At 65.0% G+C, this 19,917-nt stretch carries 16 protein-coding genes; 4 read left to right on the top strand and 12 right to left on the bottom strand.

What is annotated here, in order from left to right; genetic code table 11:
- Positions 1 to 6: 6 nt before the first annotated feature.
- Positions 7 to 1,665 (top strand): N-acetylglucosamine-specific PTS transporter subunit IIBC, encoded by a 1,659-nt coding sequence (gene nagE / locus K2O50_RS05305; RefSeq protein ID WP_050704167.1) that lies wholly within the window; start codon positions 7 to 9, stop codon positions 1,663 to 1,665.
- A gap of 87 nt (positions 1,666 to 1,752) precedes the next feature.
- Here nagE and K2O50_RS05300 read toward each other — a convergent pair whose 3' ends face one another.
- Both K2O50_RS05300 and purL read right to left on the bottom strand, forming a co-directional pair.
- A complete protein-coding gene (locus K2O50_RS05300) occupies positions 1,753 to 2,064 on the bottom strand; it encodes an NGG1p interacting factor NIF3 (protein WP_050704166.1) in 312 nt (103 codons plus the stop codon).
- A 2-nt stretch (positions 2,065 to 2,066) separates the two neighbouring features.
- The gene (gene purL, locus K2O50_RS05295) at positions 2,067 to 5,966 is read right to left on the bottom strand and encodes a phosphoribosylformylglycinamidine synthase (protein ID WP_050704165.1); all 3,900 of its coding nucleotides are present in this window, start codon (positions 5,964 to 5,966) and stop codon (positions 2,067 to 2,069) included.
- A gap of 358 nt (positions 5,967 to 6,324) precedes the next feature.
- Here purL and mltF point away from each other — a divergent pair, with 358 nt between their 5' ends.
- Complete coding sequence (gene mltF, locus K2O50_RS05290) at positions 6,325 to 7,782, top strand: membrane-bound lytic murein transglycosylase MltF (RefSeq protein ID WP_050704164.1); 1,458 nt, start codon at positions 6,325 to 6,327, stop codon at positions 7,780 to 7,782.
- 144 nt (positions 7,783 to 7,926) lie between these two features.
- Here the strand turns inward: mltF and tadA are convergent, their stop codons facing one another.
- The 6 genes from tadA to K2O50_RS05260 form a co-directional block, all read right to left on the bottom strand.
- A complete protein-coding gene (gene tadA, locus K2O50_RS05285) occupies positions 7,927 to 8,406 on the bottom strand; it encodes a tRNA adenosine(34) deaminase TadA (RefSeq protein ID WP_050704163.1) in 480 nt (159 codons plus the stop codon).
- Positions 8,406 to 9,788 (bottom strand): multicopper oxidase family protein, encoded by a 1,383-nt coding sequence (locus tag K2O50_RS05280; RefSeq protein WP_050704162.1) that lies wholly within the window; start codon positions 9,786 to 9,788, stop codon positions 8,406 to 8,408. Before K2O50_RS05280 ends, tadA begins: the two co-directional genes overlap by 1 nt.
- Before the next feature lie 89 nt (positions 9,789 to 9,877).
- Positions 9,878 to 11,350 carry a M48 family metallopeptidase gene (locus K2O50_RS05275; protein WP_050704161.1) on the bottom strand — a complete coding sequence of 491 codons (1,473 nt, stop codon included), beginning with the start codon at positions 11,348 to 11,350 and terminating at the stop codon, positions 9,878 to 9,880.
- Between the two features lie 31 nt (positions 11,351 to 11,381).
- Entirely contained in the window at positions 11,382 to 12,080 is a 699-nt protein-coding gene (locus tag K2O50_RS05270; RefSeq protein WP_050704216.1) for a hypothetical protein, read from the bottom strand.
- Positions 12,040 to 12,699, bottom strand: a complete 660-nt coding sequence (locus tag K2O50_RS05265; protein ID WP_082337649.1) for a hypothetical protein — start codon at positions 12,697 to 12,699, stop codon at positions 12,040 to 12,042. Before K2O50_RS05265 ends, K2O50_RS05270 begins: the two co-directional genes overlap by 41 nt.
- Positions 12,700 to 12,701: 2 nt before the next feature.
- Entirely contained in the window at positions 12,702 to 13,148 is a 447-nt protein-coding gene (locus K2O50_RS05260; protein ID WP_050704160.1) for a hypothetical protein, read from the bottom strand.
- A 177-nt stretch (positions 13,149 to 13,325) separates the two neighbouring features.
- Here K2O50_RS05260 and K2O50_RS05255 point away from each other — a divergent pair, with 177 nt between their 5' ends.
- The gene (locus K2O50_RS05255) at positions 13,326 to 14,270 is read left to right on the top strand and encodes a helix-turn-helix transcriptional regulator (protein ID WP_050704159.1); all 945 of its coding nucleotides are present in this window, start codon (positions 13,326 to 13,328) and stop codon (positions 14,268 to 14,270) included.
- A 66-nt stretch (positions 14,271 to 14,336) separates the two neighbouring features.
- Here K2O50_RS05255 and guaA read toward each other — a convergent pair whose 3' ends face one another.
- The 4 genes from guaA to K2O50_RS05235 form a co-directional block, all read right to left on the bottom strand.
- Entirely contained in the window at positions 14,337 to 15,914 is a 1,578-nt protein-coding gene (guaA, locus tag K2O50_RS05250) for a glutamine-hydrolyzing GMP synthase (RefSeq protein ID WP_050704158.1), read from the bottom strand.
- A gap of 77 nt (positions 15,915 to 15,991) precedes the next feature.
- Positions 15,992 to 17,461, bottom strand: a complete 1,470-nt coding sequence (gene guaB, locus K2O50_RS05245; protein ID WP_050704157.1) for an IMP dehydrogenase — start codon at positions 17,459 to 17,461, stop codon at positions 15,992 to 15,994.
- A gap of 86 nt (positions 17,462 to 17,547) precedes the next feature.
- The gene (locus K2O50_RS05240; RefSeq protein WP_050704156.1) at positions 17,548 to 18,105 is read right to left on the bottom strand and encodes a hypothetical protein; all 558 of its coding nucleotides are present in this window, start codon (positions 18,103 to 18,105) and stop codon (positions 17,548 to 17,550) included.
- Positions 18,106 to 18,155: 50 nt separating this feature from the next.
- On the bottom strand, positions 18,156 to 18,911 hold the full coding sequence (locus K2O50_RS05235; protein WP_050704155.1) for a sulfite exporter TauE/SafE family protein: 756 nt from the start codon (positions 18,909 to 18,911) through the stop codon (positions 18,156 to 18,158).
- 97 nt (positions 18,912 to 19,008) lie between these two features.
- Here K2O50_RS05235 and K2O50_RS05230 point away from each other — a divergent pair, with 97 nt between their 5' ends.
- Complete coding sequence (locus K2O50_RS05230; protein ID WP_050704154.1) at positions 19,009 to 19,887, top strand: LysR family transcriptional regulator; 879 nt, start codon at positions 19,009 to 19,011, stop codon at positions 19,885 to 19,887.
- The last annotated feature ends 30 nt before the right edge of the window (positions 19,888 to 19,917 follow it).

Here is a 19,917-nt window from a genome sequence, read left to right as displayed (position 1 = left end):
CGCACCATGTACCAGCACTTCATCCAGGGCCTGCAGCGGCTCGGCCGCGCCTTGATGCTGCCCATCGCCATCCTGCCCATCGCCGGCCTGTTGCTGCGCCTGGGCGACACAGACCTGCTCGACATCGCCCTGGTGCATGACGCCGGGCAAGCGATCTTCGCCAACCTGGCGCTGATCTTCGCCATCGGCATCGCCGTGGGCTTCGCCCGCGACAACAACGGCACCGCGGGCCTGGCCGGCGCCATCGGCTACCTGGTGCTGGTGGCGACGCTGAAGGTGATCGATCCGAAGATCGACATGGGCATGCTCGCCGGGATCATCTGCGGCCTGCTCGGCGGCGGCCTGTACAACCGCTTCAAGGACATCCAGCTGCCGGACTACCTGGCGTTCTTCGGTGGCCGGCGCTTCGTGCCGATCGCCACCGGGGTATCGGCGGTGTTTCTCGGGCTGCTGTTCGGCCTGATCTGGCCGCCGATCCAGCACGGCATCAACGAGCTCGGCCAGCTGATGCTGGAGAGCGGCAGCATCGGCGCGTTCTTCTTCGGCGTGCTCAACCGGCTGCTGATCATCACCGGCCTGCACCATATCCTCAACAACCTGGTGTGGTTCGTTTTCGGCAGCTTCCAGGCGGCCAGCGGCCAGGTGGTCACGGGCGACCTGGCACGCTTCTTCGCCGGCGACCCGAACGCCGGGCAGTTCATGGCCGGCATGTTCCCGGTGATGATCTTTGGGCTGCCTGCCGCCTGCCTGGCCATGTACCGCCATGCCCTGCCACAGCGGCGCAAGCTGATCGGCGGGGTGCTGCTGTCGATGGCGCTGACCTCGGCGCTGACCGGGGTCACCGAGCCGATCGAATTCGCCTTCATGTTCCTGGCGCCGCTGCTGTACCTGATCCATGCGCTGCTGACCGGGCTGTCCATGGCCATCTGTGACCTTTTGGGGATCCGCCTGGGCTTCACCTTCTCCGGCGGCGGCATCGACATGGCCCTGGGCTGGGGGCGTTCGAGCAACGGCTGGCTGGTGTTCCCCGTGGGCGTGCTCTATGGGTTGGTCTACTACTTCGTGTTCGACTACTGCATCCGCCGCTTCGACCTGAAGACACCCGGCCGCGAGGAACAGGCGGCCAGCCAGGCCGAGGGCAGCGATGCGCCGCGGGCCCGGCGCTATATCGACGCCCTCGGCGGCGCGGCCAACCTGCAGGGCGTGGATGCCTGCACCACGCGCCTGCGCCTGGTATTGGCCGACCGCAACCTGGCCCGCGACCAGGACCTGAAAGCCCTCGGCGCCCTCGCCGTGGTACGCCCCGGTACCGGTGGCAGCCTGCAGGTGGTGGTGGGGCCGATGGCCGATGCACTGGCCGACGAGATTCGCGGGGAACTGCCCCATGCACGGGTGGCGGCACCGGTTGTCGAGAAGGCCGCGGTGGTCACCGAGACGGTCGTTGCGGATGAATGGCTGCAGGCCCTGGGCGGGCGCGGGAATGTGCTGGAGGCGCAGTGCGTGGCCTCAAGCCGGGTGCGGGTGCGGGTCAGGGATGAGGGCAAGGTAGAGCAGGAGCGCCTGGCCGCCTTGGGCTGCCAGGGAGTGAGTCCGCAGGCGGAAGGGGTATGGCATCTGGTCGTGGGTAGCAAGGCGCCTGCGTTGGGCAGCGCTTTGCAGGGCTGAAAAGCATCGCGGGGCAAGCCCGCTCCCACAAGGTATCAACAGGCCTTGTGGGAGCGGGCTTGCCCCGCGATGTCATTCGACGCCGTTCTAGAAGTCAGCCAGCGGCCAAACCTCATAAGCCGGCGTTTCATACGGGTGGCTCTGCTTGAGCGCGGCGACCACCTGGGCGATCAGCGCATCAGCCACCACCAGCTCCACCTTCCACTCCTCGACCACCTCGACCTGGCCGGTCTGCCCGAGGTACGGCTGGCTGCCGTCCAACGGGCGGAACTGGCCCTGGCCCAGGGTCTGCCAGGCGCAGTGGTCGTAGTCACCGATGCGTCCGCCACCGGCGGCGAACACGGCGGCCTTGACCACCTCGACATGGCTGTCGGGGACGAAGAAGGCGAGCTTGTACACCCTTAGTTCACCCACACCCGCGCATTGCGGAACATGCGCATCAGGGCCGCGTCTTCCTGCCACTCATCCGGGCGCCAGGAGTTCTGCACGGCACGGAACATCCGCTCCGGGTGCGGCATCATGATGGTCACGCGGCCGTCGCGGCTGGTCAGGCCGGTGATGCCACGCGGCGAGCCGTTCGGGTTGGCCGGGTAGGCTTCGGTGACCTTGCCGTGGTTGTCGACGTAGCGCAGGGCCACGCAACCGGACAGGTCGGCTTCCAGCAGTGCTTCCTCGCTGGCGAACTCTGCATGGCCTTCGCCGTGGGCGATGGCGATCGGCATGCGCGAACCGGCCATGCCCTGCAAGAAGATCGAGTTGGACTTCTGTACCTCGACCATGGCCACGCGCGCCTCGAACTGCTCCGAGCGGTTGCGCACGAAGTGCGGCCAGTACTCGGTGCCCGGGATCAGCTCGTGCAGGTTGGACATCATCTGGCAACCGTTGCACACGCCCAGGGCGAAGCTGTCGGTACGCTCGAAGAAGGCCTGGAAGGCATCACGGGCACGGGCGTTGAACAGCGCCGACTTGGCCCAGCCCTCACCGGCACCCAGCACGTCGCCGTAGGAGAAGCCGCCGCAGGCCACCAGGCCTTTGAAGGCTTCGAAGTCGACACGGCCAGACAGGATGTCGCTCATGTGCACGTCGACCGCAGCGAAGCCCGCGCGGTCGAAGGCCGCAGCCATCTCGACCTGGCCGTTGACGCCCTGCTCGCGCAGGATCGCCACTTGCGGACGCACGCCTTTCTTGATGTACGGCGCGGCGATGTCGTCGTTGACGTCGTAACCCAGCTTGACCGACAGGCCCGGGTTGTCTTCTTCGAGCAGGGCGTCGAATTCCTGGTCGGCGCAGTCGGCGTTGTCGCGCAGGCGCTGGACCTGGTAGCTGGTCTCGGCCCACTGGCGCTGCAGCAGGCGGCGATCGCCGTTGAACAGTTCTTCGCCTTCGAAGTTGATCAGCACTTCACCGTTGTTGATCGGCTGGCCGATCACGGCGACGCAATCCTCACCCAGGCCAGCGGCGCTGAACTGCGCCAGTACATCCGGCGTGGCGTCCTGACGGACCTGGATCACCGCGCCCAGCTCTTCGTTGAAGAGGATGGCCGCGACTTTCTCGCGCTTGCTGGTCAGGTTGCCCAGTTCCAGCTCCAGGCCACAGTGGCCGGCGAAGGCCATTTCCAGCACGGTGGTCAGCAGGCCGCCGTCGGAACGGTCGTGGTAGGCCAGCAGGTGGCCGTCTTCGTTCAGGCCCTGGATCACGGCGAAGAACGCCTTGAGGTCCTCGGCGTCATCGACGTCCGGCGCCTGGGCGGCCAGCTTGCCGTGGGTCTGCGCCAGGATCGAGGCGCCCATGCGGTTCTTGCCACGGCCCAGGTCGATCAGGATCAGGTCGGTTTCGCCCTTGTCCATGCGCAGTTGCGGGGTCAGGGTCTTGCGGATGTCGGTGACCGGGGCGAAGCCGGTGATGATCAGCGACATCGGCGAGGTGACGCTCTTCTGCTCGCCCGCTTCGCTCCACTGGGTCTTCATCGACATCGAGTCTTTACCGACCGGGATGGTGATGCCCAGCTCCGGGCACAGCTCCATACCGACGGCCTTGACGGTGTCGTACAGGCGGGCGTCTTCGCCCGGGTGACCGGCGGCGGACATCCAGTTGGCCGACAGTTTGATGTCGGACAGCTTCTCGATGCGCGAGGCCGCCAGGTTGGTCAGGGTCTCGCCGATCGCCATGCGCCCGGACGCCGGGGCGTCGAGCAGGGCCAGCGGCGTGCGTTCGCCCATGGCCATGGCTTCACCGGTGTAGACGTCGAAGCTGGTGGCGGTGACGGCGCAGTCGGCCACCGGTACCTGCCACGGGCCGACCATCTGGTCACGGGCCACGAGGCCGGTGATGGTGCGGTCGCCGATGGTGATCAGGAAGCTCTTGCTGGCCACGGCCGGGTGACGCAGGACGCGCTCGACCGAGTCCTTGAGTTCCAGGGTGCTCGGGTCGAACTCATCGCCCAGCTCCGCTTCGCGGGTGACCGAGCGGTGCATGCGCGGCGGCTTGCCCAGCAGCACGTCCAGCGGCATGTCCACCGGGGTGTTGTCGAAGTGGCTGTCGGTGACGGTGAGGTGCTTCTCTTCGGTGGCCTCGCCCACGACCGCGAACGGGCAACGCTCACGCTCGCAGATGGCCTGGAAGCGCTCGAAGTCCTCGGCGCTGACCGCCAGCACGTAGCGCTCCTGCGATTCGTTGGACCAGATCTCGTGCGGGGCCATGCCCGGCTCGTCGTTGGGCACATTGCGCAGTTCGAAGCGGCCACCGCGGCCACCGTCGTTGACCAGCTCCGGGAAGGCGTTGGAGATGCCGCCGGCACCAACGTCGTGGATGAAGGCGATCGGGTTCTTGTCGCCCAGCTGCCAGCAGCGGTCGATGACCTCCTGGCAACGGCGTTCCATTTCCGGGTTCTCGCGCTGTACCGAAGCGAAGTCCAGGTCAGCCGAGCTGGCGCCGGTGGCCACCGACGAGGCGGCGCCGCCGCCCAGGCCGATCAGCATGGCCGGGCCGCCGAGCACGATCAGCTTGGCGCCGACGGTAATCTCGCCCTTCTGCACGTGGTCTTCACGGATGTTGCCCATGCCGCCGGCGAGCATGATCGGCTTGTGGTAGCCACGGACTTCTTCACCGTGCGGGGTGTTGATGCCCTGCTCGAAGGTACGGAAGTAGCCGGTCAGCGCCGGACGGCCGAATTCGTTGTTGAACGCGGCGCCGCCCAGTGGGCCTTCGATCATGATGTCGAGGGCGTCGACGATACGCTCAGGCTTGCCGTAAGGCTTCTCCCATGGCTGCTCGAAACCCGGGATACGCAGGTTGGACACAGTGAAGCCGGTCAGGCCGGCCTTGGGCTTGGCGCCACGGCCGGTGGCGCCTTCGTCGCGGATCTCGCCGCCGGAGCCGGTGGAGGCGCCGGAGAACGGGGCGATGGCGGTCGGGTGGTTGTGCGTCTCGACCTTCATCAGGATGTGCACCGGCTCCTGCACCGCGCCGTACTGGCGGGTCTCAGGGTTCGGGAAGAAGCGGCCGGCGACGCTGCCGACGATCACCGAGGCGTTGTCCTTGTAAGCGGACAGCACGCCTTCGCTGTGCATCTGGTAGGTGTTCTTGATCATGCCGAACAGGCTCTTCTCCTGCGCCTGGCCGTCGATGTCCCAGCTGGCGTTGAAGATCTTGTGGCGGCAGTGTTCGGAGTTGGCCTGGGCGAACATCATCAGTTCGATGTCGTTCGGGTTGCGCTTGAGCCCCTGGAAGGCGTTGACCAGGTAGTCGATCTCGTCCTCGGCCAGGGCCAGGCCCAGGTCGATGTTGGCTTGCGCCAGGGCGGCGCGGCCACCGGCCAGGATGTCCACCGAGGTCATCGGCTTGGGCTGGGCGTGGCTGAACAGGTCGGCGGCGTCTTCCAGCTTGGCCAGCACGCGCTGGGTCATGCGGTCGTGCAGCTCGGCGGCAAGCACCTGGGCGTCGGCGTCGGAAATGTTACCGGCGACGTAGTAGGCGATGCCGCGCTCCAGGCGCTGGATCGACTGCAGGCCGCAGTTGTGGGCGATGTCGCTGGCCTTGGATGCCCAGGGCGAGATGGTGCCCAGGCGCGGCACGACCAGGAACAGGCGGCCGGCTGGCTCCTGCACCGGCACGCTCGGGCCGTACTTGAGCAGACGGCCCAGCACCTGCTGCTGGTCGGCGGTCAGCTCGCCGTCGACGTCGGCGAAGTGGGCGAATTCGGCATACAAACCAGTAACAGCGGGGACTTTCTGGCTCAGTTGCTCGAGTAATTTACCGTGGCGAAAGGCAGAAAGGGCAGGAGCGCCGCGCAGGATCAACATCGTCGGGACAGCCTCAGGAAGGGGTGTGCTTAGAGGCCGTGCATTCTAGCCTAATTCGCAGGCTTTCGGCACCCGCTCGAAGCCAATGCTGCCGGGCGGTGGAACCGGACCCAGGGGTCAAAAAAACCACCGACTTCGCGCGCTCCCTGTAGGAGCGGCCTTGTGCCGCGATGGGCTGCGCAGCAGCCCCGAATTCACAGCCGCGCTGGGAAAACCTTTGGGGGCCGCTGCGCAGCCCATCGCGGCACAAGGCCGCTCCTACAAAGGAATCGAGCCGCTGCTGCACAGAACCTGCTAGCAGACCTGCCAACCATTGTCGAGATATGGCGCCGCCGGTCCTTTGCGTATACTGCACCCTATGTTCGCCCACACTGCTTTGCGCCAGCGATGCGCCAGATGGCTCCTCGCAACCGGACTCTTCCTGATGCTCGGTGCCTGCGTTGAAAAACCCAGCACCCTCGAACGCGTCAAGGAGGATGGCGTATTGCGCGTGATTACCCGCAACAGCCCGGCCACCTATTTCCAGGACCGCAACGGCGAAACCGGTTTCGAATACGAACTGGTCAAGCGCTTCGCCGACGACCTGGGCGTGAAGCTGGAGATCGAGACCGCCGACAACCTCGACGAGCTGTTCGACCAGCTGGGCAAGCCGTCCGGCCCGGTGCTGGCCGCCGCCGGCCTGGTCAGCAGCGAACGCCGCGCCGCCCAGGCGAAGTTCTCCCACCCTTACCTCGAGGTGACCCCACAGGTCATCTACCGCAATGGCCGCTCGCGGCCGACCAGCGCCAAGGGCCTGGTGGGCAAGAAGATCATGGTGCTCAAGGGCAGCAGCCACGCCGACCAGCTCGCCGAGCTGAAAAAGCAGAACCCGGGGCTGGAGTACGAGGAGTCCGACGCCGTCGAGGTGGTCGACCTGCTGCGCATGGTCGACGAGGGCCAGATCGACCTGACCCTGGTCGACTCCAACGAGCTGGCCATGAACCAGGTGTACTTCCCCAACGTGCGCGTGGCCTTCGACCTGGGCGACACCCGCGACCAGCGCTGGGCGGTGGCCGCCGGCGAAGACAACAGCCTGCTCAACGAGATCAACGAGTTTCTCGACAAGTCGCAGAAGAACGGCACCCTGCAGCGGCTGAAAGACCGTTACTACGGCCATGTCGACGTACTCGGCTACGTCGGCGCCTACACCTTCGCCCAGCACCTGCAGCAGCGCCTGCCCAAGTATGAAAAGCACTTCAAGACCAGCTCCAAGGTCGAGCAGGTCGACTGGCGCCTGCTCGCCGCGATCGGCTACCAGGAATCGATGTGGCAGCCCGAGGTCACTTCCAAGACCGGCGTGCGCGGCCTGATGATGCTGACCCAGCGCACCGCCCAGGCCATGGGCGTGTCCAACCGCCTGGACCCCAGGCAGAGCATCCAGGGCGGCGCCAAGTACTTCATGCTGGTCAAGGACCAGCTCGACGACAGCATCAAGGAGCCGGACCGCACCTGGTTCGCCCTGGCCGCCTACAACGTCGGCAGCGGCCACCTGGAAGACGCCCGCACCCTGGCCAGGCGCGAAGGCCTGAACCCGAACAAGTGGCTGGATGTGAAGAAGATGCTGCCGCGCCTGTCGCAAAAGCAGTGGTACAGCAAGACCAAGTACGGCTACGCCCGCGGCGGCGAGCCGGTACACTTCGTGGCCAACATCCGCCGCTACTACGACATCCTCACCTGGGTCACACAGCCGCAGCTCGAAGGCCAGGTGGCCGAAGGCAACCTGCATGTGCCGGCGGTGAACAAGGACAAGCCGGCGGATCAGTCGCCGCCGATGTGACACACCACCGTCCTTTGTAGGAGCGGCCTTGTGCCGCGAAAGGGCTGCGCAGCGGCCCCAGGATTTCAGAGTTGAGCAAAGATCGCTGGGGCCGCTTTGCGGCCCTTTCGCGGCACGAGACCGCTCCTACAAGGATCGTGTCAGCTAGGCTTTCGCCCGCCGCGCCTTGAAGAACTCACTCAAGATCGTTCCGCACTCCTCTGCCAGCACCCCACCCTCGAACATCACCCGATGGTTGAGAAACCCCTGGCTGAAGAACTGCCCCTGGCTCTGCACGATCCCCGCCTTGGGCTCCAGCGCCCCATAGACCACCCGCGCCACCCGCGAATGGACGATCAGCCCCGCGCACATGCTGCACGGCTCCAGGGTCACGTACAGCGTGCTGCCCGGCAGCCGGTAGTTGCTGGCGGACTTGGCCGCGGCGCGGATCGCCACCATTTCGGCGTGAGCGCTGGGGTCGCTGTCGATGATCGGTCGGTTGAAACCCTGGCCGATCACCTGGCCATGCTGCACCAGTACCGCGCCCACCGGCACCTCGCCCAGGGCCGCGCCCTGGGCCGCCAAATCGAGGGCCAGGCGCATGAATTCCTGGTCGCGGCTGCGATCGATGATCTGCGGTCGCATCAGACCACCGCGATCGCGGCCATCAGGCCGGTTTCCATGTGGTCGATGACGTGGCAGTGGAACATCCAGGTACCCGGGTTGTCCGCCACCAGCGCCACCTGCGCCCGTTCGTTCTTGCCCAGCAGGTAGGTGTCGGTGAACCACGGCTCGACGATCTTGCGCCGATTGGAGGCGATCACCTTGAAACTCATGCCATGCAGGTGGATCGGGTGCTGGTACTGGGTCATGTTCTTCAGCTCGAGAATGTAGCTCTTGCCCTTCTGCAGCGTGGCGATCGGCCGATCGGCGCAGGTCTTGTCGGTGATGTCCCAGGCCTGGCCGTTGATCTGCCACAGGCTCGGCGGCTTGCCGTTCTCGGTGTTCACCGAGACCTTGCCGACCCATTCGAAATTGAAGTTGAGCTTTTCGGCGTTCTCCAGGTCCGGCTCGGCCACCGGGTTCGGCGGCAGGGCCTTGGGCCAGTCGCCGGGCGCCTCGCTGCTGGCCACCGAACGCAGGGTGCCCAGGCGCACGAAGCCATCACGCAAGGAGATCTCTTCACCCGCCTCGGGGATGCGGATCGCCAGGCAGATGCGCATGCCCGGCCCGAGCCAGTACTCGTCGTCCAGCGGCCGCGGAGTGATCGGGTTGCCATCGAGGGCGTAGATCATCGCCTCGCAGTTACCCTTGAGGTTCAAGCGGTAGGTCCAGGTGTTGTCCAGGTTCAGCAGCCGCACCCGCACCACCTGCCCGGCCGGCAGCTCGGTAACCGAGTCAGCCTGGCCGTTGATGGTAATCAGGCGCCCAGCGGTGCCGTTGCGGGCCGCCTCGCGGGGAATGCTGAACGGCAGCCAGGCGCCCTGCTCGTCCACGTGCCAGTTCTTCAGGCTCAGAGTGCGCTCATGCCGGAAGCCCGTGGGCTCGCGCTCCTCGACGATCAACGGCCCGACCAGACCGCGGCCCAGCTCCTCGGAGCTGCTGACATGCGGGTGATACCAGTAGCTGCCGGCGTCCGGCACCTTGAACTTGTAGTCGAAGTATTCGCCCGGCTTGACCGGCAACTGCGAGACATAGGGCACACCGTCCATCTCCAACGGCAGGCGGATGCCGTGCCAGTGGATGGTGGTCTCGACGGGCAGATGGTTGATGAAGCGCACCCGCAGCCAGGTGCCCTGGCGCACCCGCAGCTCGGTACCCGGCGCCGACGGGCCGAAGGCCCAGGCCTCGGTCTTGAAGCCCGGCACCAGCTCGACGTCCAGGGGCGCGGCGATCAGTTCATAATCGTGCCCGGCGTTGTCGTCTTCGACCTTGCCGAGCCAGTAACGCGCCGCGCCTCCGGCGCCCAGGCCTACCACTGCAAGGCCGGTCAGGCCCTTGAGCATTTGTCGACGGGTGAAGGACATTGGTGCGGGTACCTCGTGTTCTGCGCAATCAAGCTGCCAGCATGGCTGGCGATGAAGGGCGAATACGATACACCTGCAAATGGGAAATATTAAGTGAAGTCTCTTTGGATGCTGCCCGCAGCCTTGCTATCACAAGTGCTGCCTGGAGCCAGACAAAGGTCATTGAACCACTGCTGGTCATCAGCGGACGGCACGCGCAAGGCGGCCTGCAGCAATTGTGGGTCGAGCAGGATGTCCAGGTTGTTCAGGCGCGTGGCGAGGTCGGGGTGCGTATCGAATGGATGGGTAGTGGCCAGCCCCAGCACTTCCTCGCCCAGTTGCAACGGCGTGCCTTGCAGGTGCGCCGCCAGCGCCCGCAAAAGGTTGCTGCCACCGTGTGCGACCAACAAGCCGTCGATCACCCGCCCCAGGGCAATCACCCGTAACAGCGCCTGTACGAACAGCTTCGGGCCAGCGACCTCGGCACCTGCCCGATCAGCCAGCAATTCCTGTGCACGCCCCCAGTGATGAACCGCAAGCTGAAAATGGTGCAAGAACTGCCCGGCCAGCCACAAGGTGGGCCGAACCACCCAGCGCGGAGCATCCTCGTCGCCGACCATGGCCGAATAATGCGCGCACATCAGGCTGAAACGCGCACTGGTTTCGCTGCCCCGCTCCGTATCACGGCGCCTGAAGTGGCCCAGTTCGTGACCGATGACCGAGGCCGCCTCGGCCTGGCTCAAGGCGGCCAGGCAAGGTAAAGGCAGATACAACGTGCGCCCCCTGAGGACCTGCCCACCGGGCTGCAGCAGGATCGGAACGCTGGTGACGAAAAAACCCTGGTCAAGGCCGACCACGATATGGTCCGGGACAGGCGCGTGCAGTTGTGTTGCCAAGGTCTCGATCCACTGCCACACCGCTGGCGTCGCCTGCCTGCCTAGCGGGCGGGCGAGAAAACTGGCGGTCGGAGACTGCATCAGCGGCCAGTGCCGACGCATTCGCCAGACCTGGCGAACACACACAACCAGGACTGAGGCCAGCGGCAGCACCACGACCAGCACCGTCATGCCGCCCTGCGCTGCGCGGCTTGCTCCGGAACTGGCCTCATAGAGCAGCAACAGGCACAGCGAACCAGCAAGCATGACCATGTAGAGACTCAAGCAACAGCCCAAGGCCTGCCAGTTGGCCATCATGCGTTCATACAGGTAGGCCGCAGAGCGCAGCGCCCGCCAGGCAGCCAACTTCAGCTTGAGCCAGGCCCAGAGGCCTGCCAGCAGAGCGGCCACTGCCAGCCAGCAGCTCACACTGGCCATCACCTTGCGTACGCTTACCCAGTGACGATCCGCATCGAGCAGGTCCAGTTGACGCTGCAGGGCCTGCCGCGGATCGACATGCCTGGCAAGCTCCTTGCGGGCTTCCCACGGCAATTGGCGTAGCAACGTCTCATTGGGGGCAGCCAGCCATTGCCGTATGGTCAGGGCCTGATCCTGCGCCGTGTCAGCCCGCCAGTACTGCACTTTACCCCAGCCAAACAGCACCAGAGGCAACAGCAGCAGGATCAGGCCCCAACCGAAGCGCTTCATTGCCCCAGAGCGCCAATGGTCACGTTCAGGCTCATCTGGCCGCTTCACCCAGACGCGCCACACCCGGAAACAGCTGCGCCAACGTACGCCTGGCCTGGGCCGCTTGCACATAGGCATAAAACAGATCCACCAGTTCCTGCAGGCCAAGGCGGCGCCCGGCCACGACGGGCGTGCACAACCACAGCCTGACGCGCAAGCCGCCCGCGACGACCACCGCGTCAGGTGAGGCCAGCGCCCTGAAACAGGCCGGTGCCAGCACTGGTGCATGGCTGAACGCCGACACGGTAAAGATCAGCCGGGTAGTGAAGTAACCCTGCTCGACCTCGAAGCCGTCGAAGGCGTCCAGTGGGGTCGGCGCCTGCGCGTTGGCGAAGCACAGGGTATCTGGTGTCACGCTGAGCACCCGCTTGCCGTGCCGGCGGTATAGCACGACGGCACAGGCCAGTCCCGCCACCCCGACGCCGGCCAGGCCGAGGCCGAAACCAGACATCAGCCAGATGACACCGCTGCTGGCACCGGGACTGAACCGCACCGCCAGAGCGGTCAGCCATATGCCCAGCGCGCCGAACAACAGGCCAATCACGGCACATGCCAGCGCCTTGCCGAGCGAATGCTCCAGCAGTACGAAGTTGTCGGTGGGGCCATCAGCCTGAGCCTGCAGGTACGCGAGGTGGGCTTCGCGTTCGCCGTTATCCATCGTTCTGCAACAGATCCAGTTGCCGTTGCGCATGTGCCGCATCGCGGTAGGCTGCCAGCAGCGCGAGCACTTCCTCGTTCCCCAGCTTGCGTCCGTTGCTGGCCAGGCCTGCGGACATGATGCGGATCTGCGGTCGCGGTTTCTTCAACACCATGGCCTGGTTACCGAAGAACTGCAGTTTCACCACATGATGCTTTGGCAGGACGGCTTCGCTGCTCATTTCCAGCGTCTGTACCATGACCAGCCCTTCATCCTTGACCGAAACGTCCTCCACTTCCGCCAGGTCTACCGGTGCATCCAGCGTATCGACGAACAACTGCCGGCGGGTCAAGCGCATGAAGACCTGGGTACCGGCATTACGGTGTTGCCAGGTCACCGCTGCTGCGATCAAGGTGATGAAGACACCTGCTGCAACCGCCCCCAAGCGTTCCGGGTTGAAGGTCACGGCCGTGATAATCAGTGCACCCAGCAACAATACTGGCCCCCAGATCCGGTAACGCCGGGAGTTGGTGAACTCGCTCTGCTCGGGCACGCGCTCGATTACCTGCTTGAGCTCAGCGATCACTCGGTCGCGCTGGGCGGCACGGCTTTGCTCGTAGTCCTGGCCCAGCGAGCCAGACAGTTCGGACAGCGGGTCGTTGAACTCGCTCATGATCATTGCGCCTCCGTGTTCTGTGCTGCCAGATAATCGGTAAGGAACGCCTGGGCATTGCCCTCACGCGACAGCCCTTCCGAATAGCCGACCTGCTGTGTCTGCGCCTCACCCGGCAGGTTCAACTCGCCGCCCCAGTTGCCCTGGATGATCAGCACCACGTACTTCTTGCCGTCCACGGTGGTGGAGTAGCGGGTGTCCTTGCTGGTCTTCTCCACCTGCATTTTCTGGATGCGCATGTTCCAGTCGTGATCGATGCCTTCGATTTGTACCAGCGCTTCGTTGGCGGCACGTTCACCGATACGCAGCGTCCACACCTTGGTCCCTTGCGCCCCCATGTAGGCAACTACCTGGTCGGCCACTTCCGGCCGTTGTTCAGCGTGAACCTGGCCCAGCCACAGGGCGAGCGCAGCCACCACCAGGGCTGTCCATTTGCGATAAGCGAGCATGTCTTTTCCATCCTGAATCGAAACAAACGCCCATTGAAATAAGCCTGGCCCGACTAGCCAACCCCGCTGACCGGCTTGCACAACAGACAGCACCCTGCACACAACGGCTGTCGCTGAAAATGTGCACGCGTTACCATTCGCGGCCATGCCGCCCTCAGCCAAGGATGCCAAGCGCACATGCGATCGATCAGCCCCTACCTCGACACCGACTTTTCATTCGATAGCCCCGGGTCACTCGCTGATGCTGGTGTACTGGATGCGAGCAGCGCGCGAGTGATGGGTAGCGCGACCGGCCACTATCGGGCGCAGACGGTACACAGCGGGTTGCAATACTTCGATTGCAACCTGCAGTTTCCAGAGCCGCTGAGGATCGACAAGGTGCTGCCGCAAAGCCTGTGCATCGTGCAGGTGTTCGACGGGGCGTGGCAGCACACGGTGGACGGAAGGCTCAACAGTTATGCCCCTGGCCAGTTGCACATGCTGAGCCTGGGTGAAAGCCTGGAGGCGCAGGACCAACTGCCCGCCAACAGTCATGCCCGCATGGCCGGAGTACGTATTGCCGGCGATTACCTGCAAGAGCTGGCCCGGGAGGACGCGCAGCTCAAGCCCCTGTTGGCACTTGTCGCCGACGGCATGCGCTTCGACCAGCTACCGCAGTGTCCAGCGGTGAGCCGCCTGTTCCGGCAGCTGTATCTGTCACCCTATACCGGCGGACTCAGGCGCCTGCATTGCGAGAGCCTGAGCTTGGCCATCTTGCTGGAACTGGCCAGCCACCTGATCGGGCACAGATCCGCAGAGAAGAGTCAAGACCGGGGGCGCCGCGACCTGGCCATTGAAACGCGCCGCCAGCTCGATGAAAACCTGAACGCACCGCCCACTGCTGCCGCACTCGCTCGCCAGCTGGGGGTGAGCGAGACCACCTTGCGCCGCGCTTTCAGCCACGAATACGGTCGGTCGCTCTTGCAGTATGTTCGGCAACAGAGAATGGAGCTGGCCCGCGCCCTGCTGCTGGAGCGTCGCTGGCAGGTATCGCAGGTTGCCTATCATGTCGGCTACGCCAACCCGGCCAATTTCTGCCATGCCTACAAGGCGTATTTTGGGCATTCTCCCGGGGCTGAGTAGGGTTCAGCCCCCCCAAAAAAAACGGGCCTGCAATGCAGGCCCGTTTCATTCAACCGCGAGTCGGGATCATTCCCACTCGATGGTCGCTGGCGGCTTGCTCGACACGTCATAGGTGACGCGGGAGATACCGTCGATTTCGTTGATGATACGGCCGCTGACGGTTTCCAGCAGCTCGTACGGCAGGTGCGCCCAGCGCGCGGTCATGAAGTCCACGGTCTCGACGGCACGCAGGGCCACGACCCAGGCGTAGCGACGGCCGTCGCCGACGACGCCGACCGACTTGACCGGCTGGAACACCACGAACGCCTGGCTGGTCTTGTGGTACCAGTCGGCCTTGCGCAGTTCTTCGATGAAGATGTGGTCGGCGCGACGCAGGATGTCGGCGTATTCCTTCTTCACTTCACCGAGGATGCGCACGCCCAGGCCCGGGCCCGGGAACGGGTGGCGGTAGACCATGTCGTACGGCAGGCCCAGTTCCAGGCCGATCTTGCGCACTTCGTCCTTGAACAGCTCGCGCAGCGGCTCGACCAGCTTGAGGTTCATCTCCTCCGGCAGGCCACCGACGTTGTGGTGCGACTTGATCACGTGAGCCTTGCCGCTCTTGGCGCCGGCCGACTCGATCACGTCGGGGTAGATGGTGCCCTGGGCGAGGAACTGGATGTTGTCCAGTTTGCTGGCTTCGGCGTCAAACACGTCGATGAAGGTGCGACCGATGATCTTGCGCTTCTTCTCAGGGTCCGCTTCGCCTTCCAGGTTATCGAGGAACTGCTTCTCGGCATCGGCGCGGATGACCTTGACGCCCATGTTCTCCTTGAACATGGCCATCACCTGGTCGCCTTCGTGCAGGCGCAGCAGGCCGTTGTCGACGAACACGCAGGTCAGCTGGTCGCCGATGGCACGGTGCAGCAGCGCGGCAACCACGGAGGAGTCGACACCACCGGACAGGCCCAGCAGGACGTTGGCCGAACCGACCTGTGCGCGTACCTGGGCGATGGCGTCTTCAACGATGTTCGAGGCAGTCCACAGGGCTTCACAGCCACAGATGTCCTGGACGAAGCGCGACAGGATGCGACCGCCTTGCTTGGTGTGGGTCACTTCCGGGTGGAACTGCACGCCGTAGTAGCCCAGGGCATCGTCGTACATGCCGGCGATCGGGCAGCTCGGGGTGCTGGCCAGTACGCTGAAGTTGCCCGGCATCTGGGTGACCTTGTCGCCGTGGCTCATCCACACGTCCAGACCCAGTACGCCGTCGTCATCGACATGGTCTTCGATGCCGTCGAGCAGGCGGCTCTTGCCGACCACGTCGACACGGGCGTAACCGAACTCGCGCAGGTCGGAACCTTCGACCTTGCCGCCCATCTGCTCGGCCATGGTCTGCATGCCGTAGCAAATGCCCAGCACCGGCACCTTCAGGTCGAACACGGCCTGCGGGGCGCGTGGGCTGTTGGCTTCGTGGACCGACTCGGGGCCACCGGCCAGGATGATGCCGCGCGGGTTGAATTCGCGGATCGCTTCATCGTCCATGTCGAACGGGTGCAGTTCGCAGTACACGCCGATCTCGCGCACGCGGCGGGCGATCAGCTGGGTGTACTGGGAACCGAAATCGAGGATCAGGATACGGTGAGCGTGAATGTCGAGGGCCATGACTCAATCTCGTCAGTGGAAATCGGAAACGACGCGGGGCTGTGTATGACAGCCCCGTTCGGTAATTGCTGGAAGCCTTAGCCTACGCGGTAGTTAGGGGCTTCTTTGGTGATCTGCACGTCATGCACGTGGGACTCGGCCATGCCGGCACCGGTGATGCGCACGAACTCCGGCTTGGTGCGCATCTCTTCGATGGTCGCGCTGCCGGTGTAGCCCATGGACGAACGCAGGCCGCCCATCAGCTGGTGGATGATCGCGGCCAGGGCGCCCTTGTACGGCACGCGGCCTTCGATGCCTTCCGGTACCAACTTCTCGGCACCGGCCGAGGAGTCCTGGAAGTAACGGTCGGAGGAGCCTTGCGCCTGTGCCATGGCACCCAGCGAGCCCATGCCACGGTAAGCCTTGTAGGAACGGCCCTGGAACAGTTCGACTTCACCCGGGGCTTCTTCGGTACCAGCGAACATCGAGCCCATCATCACGCAGGAAGCGCCGGCTACGATGGCCTTGGACAGGTCACCCGAGAAACGGATGCCGCCGTCGGCGATCAGCGGCACGCCAGTGCCTTCCAGTGCGGCAGCGACGTTGGCGATGGCGCTGATCTGCGGCACGCCGACACCGGCGACGATACGGGTGGTGCAGATCGAGCCCGGGCCGATACCGACCTTGACCGCGTCGGCGCCAGCTTCAGCCAGGGCCTTGGCGGCGGCGCCGGTGGCGATGTTGCCGCCGATCACCTGCACTTGCGGGTAGGTTTCCTTGACCCAGCGAACGCGGTCGATCACGCCCTTGGAGTGACCGTGGGCGGTGTCCACCACCACCACGTCAACGCCGGCGGCTACCAGGGCGGCAACGCGCTCGCCGGTGTCCTTGCCGGTGCCGACCGCGGCGCCGACGCGCAGGCGACCCTGGTCGTCCTTGCTGGCCAGCGGGTAGGCCTTGGCTTTTTCGATGTCCTTGACGGTCATCATGCCCTTGAGGGCGAACTTGTCGTCGACGATCAGGACTTTTTCCAGGCGGTGCTTGTGCAGCAGCTCGCGGACTTCGTTCTTGTCGGCGCCTTCGCGGACGGTGACCAGACGCTCTTTGGGGGTCATCACGTCGCGGACCTTGGCGTCCAGGCGGGTTTCGAAGCGCACGTCACGGGAGGTGACGATGCCGACCAGGTCGCCGTTCGCCAGCACCGGAACGCCGGAGATGTTGTTCAGGCGGGTCAGGTCGAACAGGTCGCGCACGGTGGCGTCGGCGTCGATGGTGATCGGGTCCTTGACCACGCCAGCCTCGAACTTCTTGACCTTGCGTACTTCGCCGGCCTGCTGCTCGATGGTCATGTTCTTGTGGATGATGCCGATGCCGCCTTCCTGGGCCATGGCGATGGCCAGGCGCGCTTCGGTCACGGTATCCATGGCGGCGGAGACCAGGGGAATGTTCAGCTCGATGCCACGAGTCAAACGGGTCTTGAGACTGACTTCATTGGGCAGTACCTCGGAGTAGCCAGGTACAAGGAGGATATCGTCGAAGGTCAGGGCTTCTTGGCTGATACGCAGCATCGCGGGGGCTCCCGGGAGGGAAAAATGGAAGCGCGCCATTATACCCATCCATGGCGCGCCGCTCAATGCAAAATAAGGGCCTTCGGTCAGCCTTGCGGCAGTTTTACCTGCACCACCGCCACCGGCTGGTCCAGCCAGTCGGCGAAGCTGTCGAGGAAGGCCTGGGTGAACCCGGCCTCGCCCCAGTTATTGAAGATGAACCCCAGGTTGGAAAAGGCACACGGCTGCAGGTAGAGAAAGCCATTGATGTCGTCCTCGAAGCCGCACAGCGGGCAGGTGAAGTTGTCGCTCACCCCCGGCATCCACTCCTCCAGGCTCTCGAACAGCGGCTCGCCTACCTCGCGCCGGCATTCCGGGCAGCCAGCCTCCTCGAGAAAACCGTCGGTGGGGGTGTAGATGCAGCGCTTGAGCATCACCTCCAGGCCATTGACCTGTGCGCCGAACGGCAGCTTATCGGGGTGCAGGGCCACCTTGCGCGCCCCTTCGGCCAGGGCATGCCCCATGCGGTTGCCGGTGCGGCCACAGGTGCTCAGTTGCTCCTCGACGATCTTTTCGCGCACCAGCCAGCGCAGGATGGCGCGGGCACGAGCTTCGTGAACCGGCACGGTGGACAGCTTGGGGACGATGATGCTCTGGGTGTTCATGCTTGAGGCGGGCCTGCGAACTGCGGTAGTGGCGCAATTCTACCGCCTGCTCAGGCGCTCAGGTAGCGACCGATCAACGCCAGGCCGCTGGCCAGCACCAGCCAGGTGACCAGCCGTACGAAGGCCTCGCGGGACAGCCTCAGGGTCAGCCGTCGGCCCAGCCAGGTACCGACGAACATCACCGGCAGCAGGCAGGCGGCCAACTGCAACAGGCTGGCGTCGGCATACACCCCGGCGATCAGGAACAGCGACAGGCGCACCACCGTGCTGCAACTGATCAGCGCGACCTGGGTCGCTCGCACCTGCTCCTTGGCTTCCAACCGTGCGCTGAGGTAGATCGCGTATAAAAAACCACCACTGCCGAACAGGGCGCCGAACAAGCCACCCACCGTGCCCATGGGCACCGCCCAGGCGCCCGACAGGCTCGCCGGCCGCACCTTCACCGCCAGGCCATAGACCGCATAGGCGGTGACGAACAGCCCCATCAGCAACAGCAGCACATCCGACTTCAGGCGCAGCAGGAACACCACGCCCAGCGTGCAGCCCACGGCCATGAACGGCAGCAGCCTGAGCAGTTCGCCGCGCACCACGTCGCGCCGCGACGGCAGCAGGTTGCCGAAGGCGGCGACGAAGTCCAGCAGCACCAGCAACGGAACGATCCGCGACAGCGGCATGAAATGGATAAGCACGGGGCCGGCGACCAGCGCGGTGCCGAAGCCGGCGATGCCGAAGACGATATAGGCCACCCCCACCCCCAGCAGGATGGGTAGCCAGTCGAGCGTGGAAAACGACAGTTGAGCGAACATCGCGACAATTCCTTGGGAGACCCTGGAAGGTTAGCCAGCGACAAGCCATGCCGACTAATATGCCTTTACGCCATGAGCCATCTTGAAAAGGCATGACATGACCTCGATCCGCCAACTGCGCTACTTCGTCGAAATCGCCGAGGCCGGCAGCTTCAGCGCCGCCGCCGAGCGGCTGTACATCGCCCAGTCAGCCCTCAGCCGACAGATCAAGGAACTGGAGCTGCACCTGGGGTCCGCGCTGTTCGAACGCACCGCCCGCCAGCCACGGCTGACCGCCGCCGGAGTCGCCTTCCTCGACCGCGCCCGGCGCCTGCTGGCCGATCTGGACAAAGCCGAACGCCTGGCACGCGAGGTCGGCCAGGGCCTGCGCGGCAGCCTGCGGCTGAACCACTCCAGTACCGTGCCGTTGACAGGCCAACTGCTGCAGCGCCTCGGCGGTTACCTGGAGGACAACCCCGGCGTCTCCCTGGAGATCGCCCAGCAATCGTCGGAGGCGCAACTGGAGGACATCGCCGAGGGCCGTTTGGAGATCGGCCTGCTGCGCCTGCCGGTGCTGCGCCAGCACGAGGGCGTGGAACTGCATGCGCTGTTCGACGAGCCCCTACTGCTGGCGGTAGCGGCAAGCCACCCACTGGCCACGGCGGGCAGTGTTCGGCTGGGGCAACTGCGCGAGGAACGCTTCATTTCCATACCCCATCGTCAGCGCGGCGGGTTGAGCTACCTGTCGGCATCGCTGTGCATGAACGAGGGATTCTTTCCCCAGGCGGCGCAGGTGGTATCGCGCAAGACCACCCAACTGCAGCTGATCCAGGCTGGGTTCGGGGTGGCGTTGCTGCCCCAGAGCATGCGCGAGATCGCCCCGCCGGCGGTACGTTTCGTGTCGCTAGCCGAGGCGTGCCAAAGCACCGTGGCGCTGGCTTGTCGCCGGGATGCCGGGGAGTTGGTGCGTCAGTTCGTGGCGATCATGCAAGGCTGAAAGCCTCTATCGCGGGGCAAGCCCGCTCCC

The organism is Pseudomonas sp. 2hn (assembly GCF_019646095.1).
Taxonomy (GTDB): domain Bacteria; phylum Pseudomonadota; class Gammaproteobacteria; order Pseudomonadales; family Pseudomonadaceae; genus Aquipseudomonas; species Aquipseudomonas peradeniyensis.
Note: the sequence above shows the minus strand (reverse complement) of the source record. Positions and strands in the feature narration are given on the sequence as shown.

Excerpts from the sequence above, each read along its gene's own strand:
- nagE (WP_050704167.1), top strand. The coding sequence starts at position 7 with ATGTACCAGCACTTCATCCAGGGCCTGCAGCGGCTCGGCCGCGCCTTG.
- purL (WP_050704165.1), bottom strand. The coding sequence starts at position 5,966 with ATGTTGATCCTGCGCGGCGCTCCTGCCCTTTCTGCCTTTCGCCACGGT.
- mltF (WP_050704164.1), top strand. The coding sequence starts at position 6,325 with ATGTTCGCCCACACTGCTTTGCGCCAGCGATGCGCCAGATGGCTCCTC.
- tadA (WP_050704163.1), bottom strand. The coding sequence starts at position 8,406 with ATGCGACCGCAGATCATCGATCGCAGCCGCGACCAGGAATTCATGCGC.
- K2O50_RS05280 (WP_050704162.1), bottom strand. The coding sequence starts at position 9,788 with ATGTCCTTCACCCGTCGACAAATGCTCAAGGGCCTGACCGGCCTTGCA.
- K2O50_RS05275 (WP_050704161.1), bottom strand. The coding sequence starts at position 11,350 with ATGAAGCGCTTCGGTTGGGGCCTGATCCTGCTGCTGTTGCCTCTGGTG.
- K2O50_RS05270 (WP_050704216.1), bottom strand. The coding sequence starts at position 12,080 with ATGCGCAACGGCAACTGGATCTGTTGCAGAACGATGGATAACGGCGAA.
- K2O50_RS05265 (WP_082337649.1), bottom strand. The coding sequence starts at position 12,699 with ATGAGCGAGTTCAACGACCCGCTGTCCGAACTGTCTGGCTCGCTGGGC.
- K2O50_RS05260 (WP_050704160.1), bottom strand. The coding sequence starts at position 13,148 with ATGCTCGCTTATCGCAAATGGACAGCCCTGGTGGTGGCTGCGCTCGCC.
- K2O50_RS05255 (WP_050704159.1), top strand. The coding sequence starts at position 13,326 with ATGCGATCGATCAGCCCCTACCTCGACACCGACTTTTCATTCGATAGC.
- guaA (WP_050704158.1), bottom strand. The coding sequence starts at position 15,914 with ATGGCCCTCGACATTCACGCTCACCGTATCCTGATCCTCGATTTCGGT.
- guaB (WP_050704157.1), bottom strand. The coding sequence starts at position 17,461 with ATGCTGCGTATCAGCCAAGAAGCCCTGACCTTCGACGATATCCTCCTT.
- K2O50_RS05240 (WP_050704156.1), bottom strand. The coding sequence starts at position 18,105 with ATGAACACCCAGAGCATCATCGTCCCCAAGCTGTCCACCGTGCCGGTT.
- K2O50_RS05235 (WP_050704155.1), bottom strand. The coding sequence starts at position 18,911 with ATGTTCGCTCAACTGTCGTTTTCCACGCTCGACTGGCTACCCATCCTG.
- K2O50_RS05230 (WP_050704154.1), top strand. The coding sequence starts at position 19,009 with ATGACCTCGATCCGCCAACTGCGCTACTTCGTCGAAATCGCCGAGGCC.